Below are 15,860 nucleotides of genomic sequence, written 5' to 3' on the forward strand. Positions count from 1 at the left end.
GGCCCGGTTCAGCTTCGACGAAAGCGGTCCAGGATGACCGCGATGATGATGACCACGCCGACGACCAGCGTCTGGAAGTACGCCGATACGCCGGTGATGTTCATGGCATTGGAGAGCACGGACAGCACCAGCACGCCCAGAAAGACCTGCACGATGCTGCCGCTGCCGCCGGTCAGCGCGACGCCGCCCAGCACGACGGCGGCGATCGATTGCAGCGTCAGGCCGGGCACGGCCACCGGCTGGGCCGAACTGGTCCAGGCGGTCAGCACCACGGCGCCCACCGCGGCGCACAGGCCGCTGGCGGCATACACCATCACCGTGTAGCGCTGCACGTTCACGCCGGCCTTGGACGCCGCCGACTCGCTCGAACCCAGCGCGTAGACGTAGCGGCCGAACACGGTGCGCTTGAGCGCGAAGGCGGCGGCCAGCGTCACGGCGGCGGCGATCCAGACCATGTTGGGCAGGCCCAGGGTCCTGCCGAAGCCCACCGCGTTCACATAGGGCGCCGGCACGTCGTAGATGGGAACGCCGCCGGACAGGATCAGCGCGATGGCCTGGGTCACCGACAGCATGCCCAGGGTGACCACCAGCGGGGTGGTGCGAAAGCGCGCGATGATGAAGCCCGAGACGACGCCGGCGGCCAGCCCCACGGCCAGCATCACCGCCAGCCCCGCCGCGACGCCCCAGGCGGGCATGGCCAGCACGCCGGCCACGCCCGCCAGCGACAGCACGGACGACATGGACAGGTCCAGGCCGCCGCGCAGGATGGCGAACGCCTGCCCGACCGACAGGATCAGCAGCGGCACCAGCTGACAGGCCAGGTTGGTCAGGTTGTCCAGCGAGGCGAAACGCGGTTCGATCAGGCTGGCGACCAGCGCGATCAACGCGATGATCAGCGGCAGGATGGCGTCGGCCAGGCGCGCGGCCGGCGCGGGGCGCGCGGCGCGGGATACGGCCAGGGTCTTAGTGAGCATGCTGGGACTCCCGTTGGCCGAGGACATCGGCGAGGATGTGGGGTTGGCAATCGGGGCCGGGCTGCGCGTAGCGCGCGACGGCCGCGCCGTGGAAGAAGGTGTAGACGGTGTCGCACAGGGCGATCACCTCGGGCAGGTCGCTGGACAGCACCACGACGGTCAACCCCTGCGCGGCCGCCGCGCGCACCAGTTCGTGGATGTGCTGCTTGGCCAGGATGTCCACGCCGGCCGTGGGTTCGTGCAGCAGCAACAGCCGGCGCGCCGCGCCCAGGGCGCGGGCCAGCAAGGCCTTTTGCTGGTTGCCGCCGCTCAGGCTTTCGATCGGGTCGGCGGGGTCGCCGTGCTTGACGCCGGCGCGTTCGAGCTGTTCGCGCGCCCAGGCGGCCTCGCGGGCCGGATCGATGCATTGCCAGCGGCTGACGCGGTCGAGCTGGGTCAGCATCAGGTTCTCGCGGATCGAGCGGCCGGTCAGCACGCCGTGGCTCTGGCGGCCGGCCGGCAGCAGCCCCACGCCCTGGCGCAAGGCCGCGGCCGGATTGCGCGGCCGATAAGGGGCGTCGTCCAGGTAGTAGTCGGCGCGCGGCGGTCCGTCCAGGCCCACCAGGCCGTACATCAGTTCGCCCGCGCCGCAGCCCAGCACGCCATAGAAGCCCACCACCTCGCCGGCGCGCGCTTCGATGCCGGCCAGCCCGCCGCCGGCCGGCAGCGCGATGCGCAGCCGGGTGGCGCCGAGCCGGCGCGGCGCCTCGGCGGCGGCCGCCAGCACTTCGCGGCGTCCGGTCAGTTTCTCCAGCACCGCGTCGCTGGTGATGCCGGCGTGCAGGTCGAACGAGTCGACGCGCCGGCCATTGCGCATGATGGTGACGCAATCGCCCACCGCTTCGACGTCGTCCATGTGGTGGGTGACCAGGATGCAGGCGATGCCGTCGGCGCGCAGGCCGCGCACCACCTCGAAGAAGCGCTGCTTCTCGGCCGCGCCCAGCATGGCGGTCGGCTCGTCGAAGATCACGATGCGCGGGCTGCTCATCAGCGACTTGGCGATCTCCACCAGCTGCTGCACGCCGGCGGGCAGCTGGCGCACCGGCGCTTCCATGTCCAGGTCCAGCCCCAGCCGCGCCAGCACGGCGCCGACTTGCGCGGTCTCGGCGCCGCGCCGCAAGGGCGACCAGGGCCGGCGCCCGGCCTCGGCGCCCAGGCACAGGTTGGCGCGCACCGACAGGTCCGGCGCCAGCGACAGCTCCTGGTACACGACGGCGATGCCGCGCCGGCGCGCCTCGCTGGCGTCGGCCAGGCGCACTTCGTGGCCGTCGAGCAGCAGCGCGCCGCTGTCCGGCGCAAACAGCCCGGCGACGATCTTGCCTATGGTCGATTTGCCCGCGCCGTTCTCGCCCAGCAGGCAGTGCACCTTGCCGGCCTCGAACGATACGGACACATCGTCCAGCGCCTGGGTGGCGCCGAAGCGCTTGCTGATCTGCCGCAAGCGCAACAGCGGCGGCGGCTGGGGGGAGGGCGCCGCGCTGGCGGCGCCTTCGGAATGCATCATGGCGGCAACTCCCGAATGGCCGTCAGGGGCGGCGCAGGGTCAGATGACAGGGTTTTCCAGCACGCCGATCGGTTCGGCGCGCACGCGCACCACGTCGCCGCGGCGCAGGTACTTGGGCGGGGTGAAGCCGATGCCCACGCCCACGGGCGTGCCGGTGGCGATCACGTCGCCGGGCTGCAGCGTGATGGATGCGCCGATGGCGCGCACCAGGGTGGGAATGTCGAAGATCAGGTCCGACAGGCGGGCGGACTGGCGCAGTTCGCCATTGACCTCGCAGGTGATTTCCAGGGCGCCGATGTCGCCGATCTCGTCGGCGCTGACCAGGGCGGGGCCCATCGGGCAGTACCCGTCGATGCCCTTGCCCAGCAGCCATTGGCTATGGCGTTTCTGCAGGCCGCGCGAGGTCACGTCGTTGACCAGCGTGTAGCCGAACACGAAAGACCACGGGTCGTCGTCCGGGGCGACGCGCCCGGCCTTGCCGATCACCACGGCCAGCTCGGCTTCGTAATCGACCGAATCGCACGGATCGAGCGCGGTGTCGATGGCGTCGCCCGGCCCGCTGACCGACGAGGGCGGCTTGCTGAAGATGATGGGCGCGGCGGGAACGGCGCCGGCCGCCGCGCTGGAGTCGAAGCCGCTGCGGGCGAACTCGCGGGCATGCTCGTGGTAGTTCTTGCCCACGCAGAACACATTGCGCGGCGGATTGGGCAGCGGCGCCAGCACGCGCACCGCGTCCAGCGCCACCGTATGGCGCGCCTGCGCGGCCAGCCGGGCGACGTCGCCGGCCAGTTGCCCGTGCCGTTGCAGCAAGGTCAGCAGGTCGGGCAGGTCCATGGCGTCGGTGAGGTCGACGAGGGTGTCCGGGCCGGTCATGACGCCGGCATGGCGGCGGCCGTCGGGCAGTTCGAAGCTGATGTATTTCACGTTGGATTCCGTTGCGGGTGGGGATCAGTCGCGCGCGCGCACGACCGCCTCGACTTCGATGAGAAACTCTTCCTTGACCAGCCGGTCCACGATGAGCAGGGTGTTGGGCGCATAGGCCTTGCCGGCGAACAGCGTGGGGAACAGTTCGGCGCGCTTGCGCATGAAGCGCGGGATGTCCTGCGAGTGCACCAGGTAGGTCGTGAACTTGGCCACGTCGTTGAAATCGACGCCCAGGCCGGCCAGCACATCGCGCAGGTTGCCGAACACCTGGTCGAATTGCGCCTCGAAATCGCCGACGCCGGCCACGGCGCCGTCGCGGCCCACCGCCAGTTGCCCGGCGACGAAGTACAGGTCGCCCGCGCGCACGCGCGTGGCGTGCGAGTACAGGCCCTGCGCCGGCGCGGCGCCTTCGGGGTTGAGATACTGCACGGCTGCTTGACTCATGTTCATGTCCTTGGGGGAAGGCGCCGCGCGGCGCCCGGTTGGGAAGAATCGGAAGGTCACTGCACCAGGCGCCCGCAGGCGTTCTCCTGGTCGTACTCATAGACGCCGGCCAGGAAGATCTTGGTGCGTTCGTACCACTTGCGCACGCGCGGCGCCGGCGCGGTGCGGTCCACCGGCGTGCCGCCCTTGAAGATGTAGTCGAAGCGGCTGGGCCGCTGCAACAAGGTGATGTCCTCGAGCGGATTGCCCGGCAGCACCAGCACGTCGGCCAGGCGGCCGGCCTCCAGCTTGCCGACCTCGTGGCCGTGGCGCGCCAGCAGGCGTGTGCAGGCCAGCGTATTGGCGTGGATGGCCTGCAGCGGCGTCAGGCCCAGCAGCTTGACGAAGATCTCCATCTCGCGCGCGTGCCAGTGGCCGTACGGCACCGGCGACCAGCCGCTCTCGCTGCCGGCCAGCAGGGGCACGCCCGCGTCGTAGGCGCGCCGCAGATTCACGCTGGCCGCCTCGATCTCTTGGCGGAAGGCCTGGGCGCTGGACGCCCCCGCGTGCGATTGCTTGGCTTCGACCAGGTTGACCAGCAGGGTCAGCGTCGGCGTGATCACGCACCCGTTCTTCAGGCATGCCTCGATGCCTTCGTCGTCGATGTACGAAGCGTGGAACAGATTGTCGAAGCCGGCCTGCGCGGCATACAGCGCCGCGTCGCGCGAGCGGGCGTGCACGCTGCACAGGCGCCCCAGGCGATGGGTCTCGTCGGCGATGATCTTGAATTCTTCGTAGGTGAACGCCGACGACCCCAGCGCATCGGGCGTGATCAGGTTGTCGTTCGACCCCGATACCTTGATGGCGTCGACCTCGTCCTTGACCTGGTAGCGGATCGCCTCGACCAGGTCCTCGCGCGTCTTGACCAGCACCGCGCTTTGCCCGGGCGGAAACGCCATTTCGTTGGGGAACGAATCCTCCAGCCCCTGGTGATTGGTCAGCTGCTTGCCCGAGACCGTGAAGCGCGGGCCCTCGAACATGCCGGTGTCGATGGCGTCGCGCACCGCCTGGGCGATGTTGTAGCTGGTGGCCGCGTCGAAGGCGCTGGTCACGCCGGCCTGCAGCACCTTGCGGGCATACCACAGCGCCTTGGCGGTGCGGAACTCGACCGGCGTATAAAGCGCATTCTCTTCCTCCGAGCGGGACTCGCCGAAGGAGATATGGGTATGGGCGTCGATCAGGCCGGGCATGATGGTGCGCCCGGGCAGATCCACCACCGTATGGCGGTCGCCGGCGTATTGCGCGGGCAAGCCCGATTGCGGGCCGACCCAGGCGATGCGCTCGCCCTCGGTGACGACGGCGCCTTGCTCCAGCGCCGGACCGAGCGTGCCGTCGATGACCCTGCCTTTGAGTACGTAGCCTGTTTTCATGGGGATATTCAGAGAAAGTAGGGAAGTGCGCCAAACCGCTGGTGCACCATGGCGAGGAAAACGTCCGGCCGCTCGAAGGCCACCGAATGGGAGCAACCGGCCAGCAGCACCAGGTCGGCATCGGCCAGCTGTTCTGCGATCCGTTGCGAGGCGGCGGGCGGGAAGGCGGCGTCGTCGCGCCCGTGCAGCAGCGTCACCGGACAGCGGATGCCGCGCAGCGTCCGTTCCGACAGCGTGGCCGCGGCGATATAGGTTGCGGGCGCGGCGTCGAACATGGCGTCGAAGTAATCGGCATAGCCCGGCGCGAAGATGACCGGCTCGCGCACGGCGAGATAGGCCTCGTCGATGACCGAATGGTCGTGGATCAACCCCTGCAGCGCCCGCACCAGTTCCGGGCGGCTGCGCGGGCACTTCCAGGTGCGGCGCGTCGCGTCGTTCGGCGCGAAGGGGATGCCCATGGTGCCGGTGGCCACCACGCCGCGCACCGCCGGATTGCCGCTGGCCACCGTCAGCGCCAGGGCGCCGGCCAGCGAGTGGCCGACCAGCCCGATCGGCCCCTCGCCCAGGTGGGACATCATGGCGCGTACCTGGCGAACCCACATGTCGAAATCGAAATACGGCGCGGCGGGCTTGCGGCCGCTCTGCCCGAAACCGACCAGGTCCATGGCGACCACGTCGAAGCGGCGCGCCAGCGCCGGCAGCACCGCGCGCCAATTGCCCAGGCTGGACGCGCCCGGACCTGAGCCATGCACCAGCAGCAGCGTCGGCCCGCTGCCGCCGCGCAGGTAGGCGCATTGCGTGCCTTCGAAGGGGAGATGCGAGAGGGTGTATCCGTCGGGTAGGGACATGGCATGGCAATGGTTGTTTCGAATTAAAATGGATTCTATGTATTCAAATCGATCAAAACAACACCGCGTAAACCCGTACAGTAGAATCTATACTTGCATTGAAAATCAGTTATGGGTGCCGCGTGTGCTACCATTGCCGCACTATTGGTCAGCCACATCATGAAAAACGCGAAGAACGGGCGCACACTCAATGCCGAGGTCTACGCGCAATTGCGCGCGCAGATCCTTACCGGACAATTCATGCCGCGCCAGCGGCTCAAGGTTTCCCAGCTATCCGAGCAGCACGGCGTCAGCCTGAATGTCGTGCGCGAGGCCCTCAATCGCCTGGCCGGCGAGCAACTGGTCGAGCTGCAGCCCCAATTCGGGTTCGCGGTGCGCGGGCTGTCGGCCGAGGATCTGGTGGATCTGTTCGAGCAGCGCGGCGTGGTCGAGAGCCTGGCGCTGCGCCAGTCGATCGCGCGCGGCGACCTCAACTGGCAGTCGGACGTGGTGGCCGCGCACCATCGCCTGGGCGGCACCGCCGTGGTCTCGCCCGACGACCCGCAGAAGCTGAACCCGGAATGGCTGGCGCGCCACGAGGAGTTCAACCTCGTCATGATGCGCGCCTGCGGCAGCCCCCGGCTGCTGCAGATCGTGCGCCAGCTGGCCGAGGCCTCGGCCATCTACCAGCGCGCGCTGTTGCCCCTGGCGGCCGTGGCGGCGGAGCTCGAGACCGAGCACGACGACCTGCTGCAGCGCATCCTGGACGGCGACGCCGATGGCGCGGTGCGCGTGCTGCTCAAGCACATGGAACAGACCCGCGACGCCATGCTGCCTTTCCTGGTCCAGCAGGAAGTCGCCGGGCAGGCCTGAGAAAGCGGCCTGGCGGGCATTCCATGCATTGAACCCGCAACGCCGCTCAGGATGGCGGCCGCGCCGGCTGGCGGCGCCTGCGTGGCGCCAGCAGCGGCGACTCGCCGATGCGTTGCGCGGCAAAGTGCGCGGCGGGAGCGGGCCGTGGCAGCCCCTCGTCGCGCGCCGTTGCGACCCAGTCGGGAACGGCGATCTGCCGGCGTTCGCTCAGCCGCTTCATACCCTCGTTCCATTCCCACAGCATGCGCAAGCCGACCGGCTCGAAACCCGGCGTATGGCGGATGTGCGCCTTGAGTTGCGGCACGGTGTCGGCGATCGCCGAACACACCCGGTCGACCAGCTCGCGCTGCGCAGCGGGCGCGAAACCGAGGTGCTGCTGCAGGTAACGCCACAAGGCCTTGGACATGGTCCATGACTTGCGGCCATCGAGGGCCATGCCGGGCGGATTGGCCGCATAGCGGTCGTAGGCAAGAATCGTCAACATGTCATAGACCGGTGCGATGCGCACGTCGTCGATCGTGTCATAGACGAGGGCAAGATTCTTAGCGTGGCAATCCGCGTTGCCCAATGCGAAACTCAGCAGCAGCGTGATCGCCAATTGGGTGCGGGCTTGCAGCCGTCCTTCCGGCCGCACGTAATCGCTGGCCACGCGGGCCACGCGCTCCCAGGTGCTGTCGTATTTTTCGTCGGCCGACAGGCCCAGCAGGCTGCAGAAGTCCTCGAAGCCCAGGCGGCGGCCGGTAGCCGGATCGATGTCGAATCGCTCGACCACCAGCACTTGTCCGTCGTCGGACACTCTGGTGCGTGCCACCGGGATGCCGGTGCCTTGCGCGGCCGTCATGCAAAGATGCTCGTTGAGGGCCACGAAGGGTTGATGCTGGGAGCTGCCCTTGACAATATGCCGCTCGGTGGCGATGGTGCCCTTGCGAAAGAGCGCCTGGGTTGCCGGCGTGAGGAATTTGGGGACCACGCCCGAGACGCCGGAGGCGGCGTATTGGGCCATCAGTTCCAGAAAGACCTGTTGCGATGCCGGCCCGTGCAGCAGCGGATCCAGGCTCTCGAGTGCCATCGCGGGCTCGAGCGTCGCGCCCGCGCTGACCTGGACGCGGCCGATCATGTTCGGGCCGACGACTGCCAGCAGATCCAGCTGCCTGGCGCCCAGTTGGGGACCGAGCTGCTCCTTGAGCAGCATGAGAAGAAATCCCTCGGGCAGGCTTACCTGGAAGAAGGGATGCAGCGTTGGCCAGCGCCAGGGCTCGGCGCGCACCGGCATCGTCAGCGATGCGAATCTGGCCGGGTCCGTTTCGGGCAGGTAGGCCAGCCGATGCTGGAAGCCATCGGGGCTGTCGAGGAGGGCGACTCGGGTCCCGTGGACGAAGACGTTCAGCTTCAAGACGGGTCCTTGGCGTCGTCCAGGCGGCCGCGTCGCTCGGCCAGCAGATCGTCGAGATCGGGGCGGCGCACGGCCGGCTTGAAGTCGAATTCCAGGTCCAGGGCCTGCAGCAGCGTCAGCAGCTTGTTCAGGGAAAAGTCGCTCGCCGAACCGGCCTCGAAGCGGGAGATGGCTTCCTGGCGCATGCCCGTCGCGGCGGCCAGCTCGCGCTGGGTTTTGCGGGCCTGTTTGCGCAAGGTTCTGAAGCGCGCGCCCACGTCCGGCAAGGTCTTCATCGAAATATATGCGGCAAGAGGCATAAAATACACCCGACCAAGAAAAAAATGCTGTGAAACGCATAAATCGAAGAGCAGCGATCTGATGAGCACGTCTTAATTTATGCGATCGGTAGCATATTTTAGCAGTTAATCTGAAAATTATGCGTTCATCAGCATAATTCTCCTTGCGCGCTCCCATGGGCTGCGGCGCAAGGCGCCGCAGCCCGGCTCGTCCGGGCTACCATTTGTTTAGAAGTCACTTTAAATAATCAAGATTAAAAAATATACTTAACTTATTGATATTAAATATATTAAATAAAACACGGAAGTGATTTCCGCAGCCCATGAGCGCGCACGCACGCCGGGCTGGTGGTACGCTGGATGGCATTCCTCCAACCATCCCTGTTTATGAACGATTCCATTCCCGACGGTTTCGCGCCCTGGCGGCCGGGCAGCCCCTTCATGGCCCATCTGGCCGATCTAGGCACCTTCTACGTGCGCGAGGCCGACGACGCGCTGGCCGTGCGCGTGGGACCGCCGCATACCAACATGCACGGCATCGCGCACGGCGGGCTGCTGGCCACGCTGGCCGACAGCGCGCTGGGCTACTGTATCTCGCGGCGGGCACAGGCGTCGGTGGTGACGGTGCAGATGTCGGTCGAATACCTGAGCGCGGTCAAGCCGGGCGACTGGCTGCAGGCGCAGGTGCGCATCGACAAGCAGGGGCGCCGGCTCATCTACGCCACTTGCCTGCTGCAGGTCGAAGACAGGCTGATGCTCAAGGCCAACGCGGTGTTCGCCGTGCGGGCGGCGCCGGCGCCGGTTTCGGACGGCTAGCCGCCCGGCGTGGTGGAGGCCGATTCGTCGTGGGCCGGCCGGGCATGGCGGCGGCGGGCCGCCAGCCACTTGCCGGCCGCCACCACCACCAGCGCCCCGGCGGCTTCCACGGCCAGCTTCAGCATGGGCGCGGGCTCGCCCCAGCGCTCGACCACGTAGATGTCGGTGATGAGCATGCCGCCGGCGATCCAGCCCAGCAGGCCGGCGCCCAGGGTGACGACCAGCGGGAAGCGGTCGATCAGCTTGAGCACCAGCGTGCTGCCCCAGACGATGATGGGCACGCTCACGCACAGCCCGAAGATCACGTAGTACAGCTGGTGGTCGGCCTGCGCGTTCTGGGCCGCGCCGGCGATGGCGATGACGTTGTCCAGGCTCATGGCGAAATCGGCCAGGATGATGGTGCGGATCGCGGCCAGCACCGAGGTGCCGCCGGTGATGTTGCCGTGCGCGTCCTCATGCGGGGCCAGCAGCTTGACGCCTATCCAGACCAGCAGCAGGCAGCCCAGGGCCTTGAGAAACGGAATGTCGAGCAGGACCAGCGCGAAGGCGATCAGCAGCACGCGCAGCAGCACCGCGCCGGCCGTGCCCCACAGGATGCCCTTGATGCGTTGCCGGTGCGGCAGGTTGCGACAGGCCAGCGCGATCACGACGGCGTTATCGCCGCCGAGCAGGATGTCGATCAGAACGATCTGGAATATGGCGCCCCAATGGAACGTCTCGATGGCCTCGACCATAAGTAGTCCGCCGAAAGGACGATGGAGCGCCGCATCGACGCGGCCCGCAGGCCGCTCCCTTGAAAGACACGCTCCTGCCGATTCTAGGCAGGGCGGCGGGCGGATCGGCCAGTACCGGTGACGCGCTCAGGGTTACTGGGCCGGGGCGCGGCGCGCGCCGGTCGTCGCGGCGCGGCCGTTGCGCGGTTCTTACGCGGCCGCGGCGCGCCCGCCGTCGATCTGGAAGATCGAGCCGGTCACGTGGCGCGATTCCTCGCTGGCCAGGAACACCGCCATCGCGGCGATTTCGTCTGGTTCGGGCAGGCCCAGCAGGTGGCGCGACACCGCCGCGGCCACGCGCGGATCCTCATCGATGAAGCGCGCCATGCGCTCGGACAGCACGGCGCCGGGCGCGATGGCGTTGCAGCGCACGCGCTGCTCGGCGAACTCCACCGCCATCGAGCGCGTGAGCGCATGCACGCCGCCCTTGGCGGCCGTGTAGGCGTCGCGCCCTTTCAGGCCGCGCAGGGCCGCGATCGACCCCATGTTGACGACCGCGCCGCCGCCGGCCGCGGCGATGCGCGGGATGGCATGGCGGCAGCACAGCACGGTGCCCAGCAGGTCGATGTTGATGGCGCGCCAGAATTCCTCCAGCGCGAATTCCACCACCGAGCGGTCGTTCAGGCTGGAGCCGCCGGCGTTGTTGACCAGGATGTGCAGCGGCCCATGCTCGGCCTCGGCCAGCTCCATCGCTTGCCGCACGCTGTCCTCGTCGGTCACGTCCAGGCGCGCGAAACGCGCGCGCGCGCCGGTTGCGGCCAGCTCCGCGGCCAGCGCCTGGCCGCGCTCGGCATCGATATCGCCCAGCAGCACGCTCGCGCCCTCGGCGCAGAAGCGGCGCGCCATGGCCGCGCCGATACCGACGGCCGCGCCGGTGATGAGGGCGTTGCGCCCCGAAAGTCGTCCCATAGTGTGTCCTGGTGAGGGCCGGGCCGCTTCGGCCCGGCCCGATGGTTCATTCGAGCCGGGTGCCCGAGCGCTTGACGATCTCGTCCCAGCGGGCGATCTCGTCCTGGATGAACTGGCCGAAGGCCGGGCCATCGAGCGTCTTGATGTCCATGCCCAGCGCTTCCAGGCGCTCGCGGATGGCCGGCTGCTGCACGGCGGCGATCATATCAGCCGACAGTTTCTCGGCGATCGGCGCGGGCGTGCCCGCCGGAGCCAGCACGCCGAACCAGGCGCGCACGTTGAAGCCTTCCAGCCCTTGCTCGGCCACCGTGGGCAGATCGGGGAAGGCCGACGAGCGATGCGCGGCGGTGACCGCGATCGGGCGCACCTTGCCGCTCTTGATGAAGGGCAGCGCCGCGGGCACGTCGACGAACATCAGCTGCACCTGGCCCGACACCAGGTCGGTCAGCGCCGGCACGCTGCCGCGATACGGCACGTGCAGCAGCTCGACGCCGGCGGCCAGCTTGAACAGCTGGCCCGACAGGTGCTGCGAGCTGCCGTTGCCGGCCGACCCATAGGCGACCTTGCCGGGGTTGGCGCGCAGGTATTCGATCAATGTCGGGATCGAGGTTACCGGCAGGTCGTTGTTGACCAGCACGATATTGGTCTGCTCGGCCAGCAGGGCCAGCGGGGTGAAACCCTTGACCGGATCGTAGGGCAGGCGCTCGCCATAGAGCGCGGGGTTGATGCCGTGGGTGGCGATGGTGCCCATGCCGATGGTGTAGCCATCGGGCTTGGCGCGCGCCAGCAGGTCGGTGCCGATATTGCCGCTGGCGCCGGTGCGGTTTTCCACCACGATCGACTGGCCGTAGCGGGTGGACAGTTCGCTGGCCATGGTGCGCGCCAGCGTGTCCAGCACGCCGCCGGTGGAGAACGCCACCAGCAGGTGAATCGGCTTGTCGGGGTAGGTACCGGTACTGGCGGCCGCCGGGGCGGCCAGGAATCCAGCCGAGCCCACCACGGCCAAGGCATGGGCAAATCGGCGAATCAATCGCATGCGAGTCTCCATCTTGTTGTCGTGACTGAAGGCAGGCGACGATCTCGCCCGCGCCAGGCGCACATTAAGGCAGACCCGGGCGGGCGGGCAAAACCAAATCTTTTTATGGATTCAGCAGAATATTTTATGAATGCGCGCGGCCGCGCGGCGCGGCCTGGAAAGTCCGCGAGATCCCGGCGGGTCAGAAGATCAGCGCGACGGTGCCCAGCACGGTGCTGTCGCTGTCGAGCCGGCGCGTGCTGCTGATGGTGGGGGTCCAGCGCAGGCTGAACGACAGCGAACGCTGGTCCGCCAGCTTGCGGTCATAGGTGAGGATGGGGCCGAGCGCCCAGTCGCGGCCCTCGAAGCCGTTGAGGCGGTCGGCCGTCGGGCCCTTGTCCGGCCCCAGCTGCTGCTGGGTGCCGACGATGAGCCCGGCGCCCACGCCGTTGCCGAACAGCTTGCGGCCCATCAGCTCCAGGCCGAAGATCGGCGCGTTGCGGTAGTCGGTGGCCGTATTGCGGGTATAGAACTGCACGTTGGCCACGGCGTCGAGCTGCAGGCCGTGTTCGGGGAACATGCCGGTATAGGCGACCTGCGGAATGAAGGTCCAGTTGTTCAGGCTGGGGTTGGCCAGCGCGTCGGCGTCGTACTTGCCCGTGGGCGCCCAGATGCTCAGGCTCAGGGCCAGGTGCTGGGTCTCGGAGAAGTGGTAGCCGGCGATCAGGGGCGTGAAGTTCAGGTCGAACAGATTGGACGCGATGTCGCTTTCGCGGGCCGCGCGTCCGCGCTCGCCGGCCAGCGTGGCGGTGGTCTTGAGCCACAGGTAGGGGACGGTCAGGCTGGAGGCGAAGTTCCAGCGTCCGGGGCCGGTGTCCCAGGTCTTCATGAGCGTGGCCAGGGTCAGGGCCATTTCGGCGTCCAGGCCCAGCGAGGTCTTGCCCGCCACCGGCACTTCGCGGCTGCCGCCTATCCTGCCGTCGAGATAGAGCTGGCCCAGGCTCAGCACCGTAATGGGTTGCGGCGACACCACACCGGCATTGGGCTGCACCGTCGTGCCCGTGACCAGCCTGCCCAGCGCGCCTTCGGTGGCGCGTGCCGCGCCGGGCAGGGCGGCCAGCGCCAGGGCCAGACCGGCGTTGCAAACGCGCCATGCAAACCTGCTGCGCATATTGTCTCCACGATCGCTGCGTAGGAAGCCGGACGGACGAGCAGCCAGGCGGCGGATGGCATCCGGAGCATGGGGGGCTGGTCGGTGGATGCGCGCTGGCTCGCTGCCTGCCCGGCGAGTTTCTGCCGATTCCCCAGGGCCGTCAAGCCGGTGCGCAAGGTTACCGATTGCCCCAAAGTTGATGACAACTGAAAACAAAACTGGGTATCCTGCCAGGGTCGAATATCTCCCTGGGCGCGGATCGGGGGACATTCAGCTGGATCTGGCAAGCCTTGGCGGTACCGTGTTGGCGATGGCGCCTCTGTGGGGCGCTCCGTTCTCAGACGCGTGACGGAGAAGGGCCGTGAAGCAGCAGCTGAAGATCGCATTGGCCATGGCGGCCATCGTGGGCGCCGCGGGCGCGCTGGGCGCCTATGTGGCGAGCACGTCCGATGCGCCGCAGGCGCCCGCCGTCAGGCTGGGCGACGGCAAGGCGGGGCCGGCCGGCATGGCCTGGATTCCCGGCCACCAGTTCCTCATGGGCAATGACCACAAGCTGTCGCAGCCCAACGAGCGCCCCGCGCACCAGGTGCGGGTCAGCGGGTTCTGGATGGACGTGCACGATGTCACCAACGCACAGTTCCGCCGCTTCGTGCAAGCCACCGGCTACCTGACGACCGCCGAACGCAAGCCGCGCTGGGAAGACCTGCGGCCGCAGCTGCCGCCCGGCACGCCGCGTCCGGACGACAGCCAGCTGGCGCCCGGCGCCATGGTATTCGTGGGCACCCGGAGCGAAGTCTCGCTGCGCGACTATTCGCGCTGGTGGCGCTTCGTGCCGGGCGCCAGCTGGCGCCATCCGCAAGGGCCGGGCAGCGGCATCGACGGCAAGGACGACCACCCGGTCGTGCAGGTGTCGTACGAAGACGCGCAGGCCTATGCCCGCTGGGCCGGCAAGCGCCTGCCCACCGAGGCCGAATGGGAATTCGCCGCGCGCGGCGGGCTGGAGCAGGCCACCTACACCTGGGGCGACGAGCTGCTGCCGCAGGGCCAGGCCATGGCCAACATCTGGGATACCCGCCAGCAGCAGCCGTTTCCGGTCGTCAAGGACGAGAAAGTGCAGGTCGGCACGACGCCGGTGGGCAGCTTCGCGCCCAATGGCTATGGCCTTTACGACATGGCCGGCAATGTGTGGCAATGGACGGCCGACTGGTATCGGGCCGACGCGTTCCGGATCCAGGCCCAGTACCGCGAACCCCCGCTCGATCCGGCCGGCCCCGCCGACAGTTTCGACCCGGACGACGGCAATGTGCCGGCCGCGGCGCCCAAGCGCGTGACGCGCGGCGGTTCCTTCCTGTGCAGCGACACCTATTGCATCAGCTACCGCGCCAGCGCGCGGCGGGGCACCGATCCGCTCAATCCCATGTCGCACCTGGGCTTTCGAACGGTGATGACGCCGGAGCAATGGAAGCTGGCCCAGGCCCGCCAGGGCCGCCTCGCCAGCCGCTGAGCCGGCGCGCCGGCGGCCCGCGCACGTGGGCGCGGACACACACAGGAGCATGCATGGCCAATCGTGATGGCATTCTGGCGTTGGAGCAGGCGGTGTCGGCGGCGGTGCTGGGGCAGGCGGCGGTGATCCGCCACGTGCTGGTCGCCTTGCTGGCCGATGGCCACGTGTTGCTCGAAAGCCTGCCGGGCCTGGCCAAGACGCGCACGGTCAAGGCGCTGGCGGCGCACCTGGACGCGACCATGCGGCGCATCCAGTTCACGCCCGACCTGCTGCCTTCGGACATCACCGGCGCCGACGTGCTGCAGCAGGACGCCGAAGGCCGCCAGCGCATCGAGTTCCAGCAGGGGCCGCTGTTCGGCAACCTGGTGCTGGCCGACGAGATCAACCGCGCGCCGGCCAAGGTGCAATCGGCCCTGCTGGAGGCGATGGAGGAGCGGCAGATCACGGTGGGCGGGGTGACGCGGCCGATGGCGCCGCTGTTCATGGTGCTGGCCACCCAGAACCCCATCGAGCAGGAGGGCACGTATCCGCTGCCGGAAGCGCAGATGGACCGTTTCCTGATGAAGATCCGGCTGGACTATCCGGCCGCCGACGACGAGAGCGCGATGCTGGCCTTGCTGCGCGCCGCGCCCCAGCCCGGCGCGGCCGCCGCGACGCGGCTTGCGCAGGAGGAGTTGTTTGCCTGCCGGGACGCAGCGGCCGCCCTGTATGTGGCGCCGGCGGTCGACCGCTACATCGTGGATCTGGTCAACGCGACGCGGCGGCCGGCCGACTACGACGCCGAGCTGGGCCGCTGGATACAGATCGGCGCCAGCCCGCGCGGCGCCATCGCGCTGGACCGCGCGGCGCGCGCGCATGGCTGGCTGGCCGGCGCAGACTTCAGTTCGCCCGACGATGTGCGCGCCGTGGCGCATCCCGTGCTGCGCCATCGCCTGCACCTGTCGTACGACGCGGTGGCCGACGGCGTCACGGCCGAACAGGTCATCGACCGGCTGCTGGACACCGTGGCCGTGCCCGCCTAGGAA

16 protein-coding genes are annotated in these 15,860 nt (G+C 68.6%); 4 read left to right on the forward strand and 12 right to left on the reverse strand.

Annotated features, from left to right (window positions below; all coding sequences use genetic code 11):
* Positions 1–8 precede the first annotated feature (8 nt).
* From EL288_RS11645 to EL288_RS11670, 6 genes are read right to left on the reverse strand one after another with little or no spacing between them, the layout of a single operon-like run.
* The gene (locus EL288_RS11645; protein ID WP_003811581.1) at positions 9–974 is read right to left on the reverse strand and encodes an ABC transporter permease; all 966 of its coding nucleotides are present in this window, start codon (positions 972–974) and stop codon (positions 9–11) included.
* Positions 964–2,517 carry a sugar ABC transporter ATP-binding protein gene (locus EL288_RS11650; RefSeq protein WP_003811578.1) on the reverse strand — a complete coding sequence of 518 codons (1,554 nt, stop codon included), beginning with the start codon at positions 2,515–2,517 and terminating at the stop codon, positions 964–966. Before EL288_RS11650 ends, EL288_RS11645 begins: the two co-directional genes overlap by 11 nt.
* Positions 2,518–2,556: 39 nt before the next feature.
* On the reverse strand, positions 2,557–3,441 hold the full coding sequence (locus tag EL288_RS11655; protein WP_003811576.1) for a fumarylacetoacetate hydrolase family protein: 885 nt from the start codon (positions 3,439–3,441) through the stop codon (positions 2,557–2,559).
* A gap of 24 nt (positions 3,442–3,465) precedes the next feature.
* Positions 3,466–3,885, reverse strand: a complete 420-nt coding sequence (locus EL288_RS11660; protein ID WP_003811574.1) for a RidA family protein — start codon at positions 3,883–3,885, stop codon at positions 3,466–3,468.
* A gap of 56 nt (positions 3,886–3,941) precedes the next feature.
* On the reverse strand, positions 3,942–5,294 hold the full coding sequence (locus EL288_RS11665) for a metal-dependent hydrolase family protein (protein WP_010926605.1): 1,353 nt from the start codon (positions 5,292–5,294) through the stop codon (positions 3,942–3,944).
* An 8-nt stretch (positions 5,295–5,302) separates the two neighbouring features.
* Positions 5,303–6,142, reverse strand: coding sequence for an alpha/beta fold hydrolase (locus EL288_RS11670; protein ID WP_010926606.1), 840 nt, complete (start codon positions 6,140–6,142; stop codon positions 5,303–5,305).
* A gap of 159 nt (positions 6,143–6,301) precedes the next feature.
* Between EL288_RS11670 and EL288_RS11675 the strand changes: the two genes are divergently transcribed.
* Complete coding sequence (locus tag EL288_RS11675; RefSeq protein WP_003811568.1) at positions 6,302–6,994, forward strand: GntR family transcriptional regulator; 693 nt, start codon at positions 6,302–6,304, stop codon at positions 6,992–6,994.
* 46 nt (positions 6,995–7,040) lie between these two features.
* On the opposite strand, the gene EL288_RS11680 is transcribed toward EL288_RS11675, so the two are convergent.
* Both EL288_RS11680 and EL288_RS11685 read right to left on the reverse strand, forming a co-directional pair.
* Positions 7,041–8,387, reverse strand: coding sequence for a type II toxin-antitoxin system HipA family toxin (locus tag EL288_RS11680; RefSeq protein ID WP_126621935.1), 1,347 nt, complete (start codon positions 8,385–8,387; stop codon positions 7,041–7,043).
* The gene (locus tag EL288_RS11685) at positions 8,384–8,662 is read right to left on the reverse strand and encodes a helix-turn-helix domain-containing protein (RefSeq protein WP_225665640.1); all 279 of its coding nucleotides are present in this window, start codon (positions 8,660–8,662) and stop codon (positions 8,384–8,386) included. The genes EL288_RS11680 and EL288_RS11685 overlap by 4 nt, the downstream gene beginning before the upstream one ends.
* A gap of 363 nt (positions 8,663–9,025) precedes the next feature.
* Between EL288_RS11685 and EL288_RS11690 the strand changes: the two genes are divergently transcribed.
* Positions 9,026–9,481: a PaaI family thioesterase gene (locus EL288_RS11690; protein WP_003811562.1), complete on the forward strand. Its 456-nt coding sequence runs from the start codon at positions 9,026–9,028 to the stop codon at positions 9,479–9,481.
* Here the strand turns inward: EL288_RS11690 and EL288_RS11695 are convergent.
* The 4 genes from EL288_RS11695 to EL288_RS11710 all read right to left on the reverse strand — a co-directional run bounded on the left by EL288_RS11695 (position 9,478) and on the right by EL288_RS11710 (position 13,349).
* On the reverse strand, positions 9,478–10,215 hold the full coding sequence (locus EL288_RS11695) for a TerC family protein (protein ID WP_003811561.1): 738 nt from the start codon (positions 10,213–10,215) through the stop codon (positions 9,478–9,480). The genes EL288_RS11690 and EL288_RS11695 overlap by 4 nt on opposite strands.
* A 189-nt stretch (positions 10,216–10,404) precedes the next feature.
* Complete coding sequence (locus EL288_RS11700) at positions 10,405–11,163, reverse strand: SDR family NAD(P)-dependent oxidoreductase (protein ID WP_010926609.1); 759 nt, start codon at positions 11,161–11,163, stop codon at positions 10,405–10,407.
* Between the two features lie 46 nt (positions 11,164–11,209).
* On the reverse strand, positions 11,210–12,199 hold the full coding sequence (locus EL288_RS11705; RefSeq protein ID WP_003811557.1) for a Bug family tripartite tricarboxylate transporter substrate binding protein: 990 nt from the start codon (positions 12,197–12,199) through the stop codon (positions 11,210–11,212).
* A 181-nt stretch (positions 12,200–12,380) separates the two neighbouring features.
* A complete protein-coding gene (locus EL288_RS11710; RefSeq protein ID WP_003811555.1) occupies positions 12,381–13,349 on the reverse strand; it encodes a SphA family protein in 969 nt (322 codons plus the stop codon).
* Between the two features lie 343 nt (positions 13,350–13,692).
* Here EL288_RS11710 and EL288_RS11715 point away from each other — a divergent pair, with 343 nt between their 5' ends.
* On the forward strand, positions 13,693–14,835 hold the full coding sequence (locus tag EL288_RS11715) for a formylglycine-generating enzyme family protein (RefSeq protein ID WP_015063795.1): 1,143 nt from the start codon (positions 13,693–13,695) through the stop codon (positions 14,833–14,835).
* A gap of 53 nt (positions 14,836–14,888) precedes the next feature.
* Entirely contained in the window at positions 14,889–15,857 is a 969-nt protein-coding gene (locus EL288_RS11720) for an AAA family ATPase (protein WP_010926612.1), read from the forward strand.
* Positions 15,858–15,860: the final 3 nt, after the last annotated feature.

It is taken from the genome of Bordetella bronchiseptica, from assembly GCF_900636925.1.
Taxonomy (GTDB): domain Bacteria; phylum Pseudomonadota; class Gammaproteobacteria; order Burkholderiales; family Burkholderiaceae_B; genus Bordetella; species Bordetella pertussis.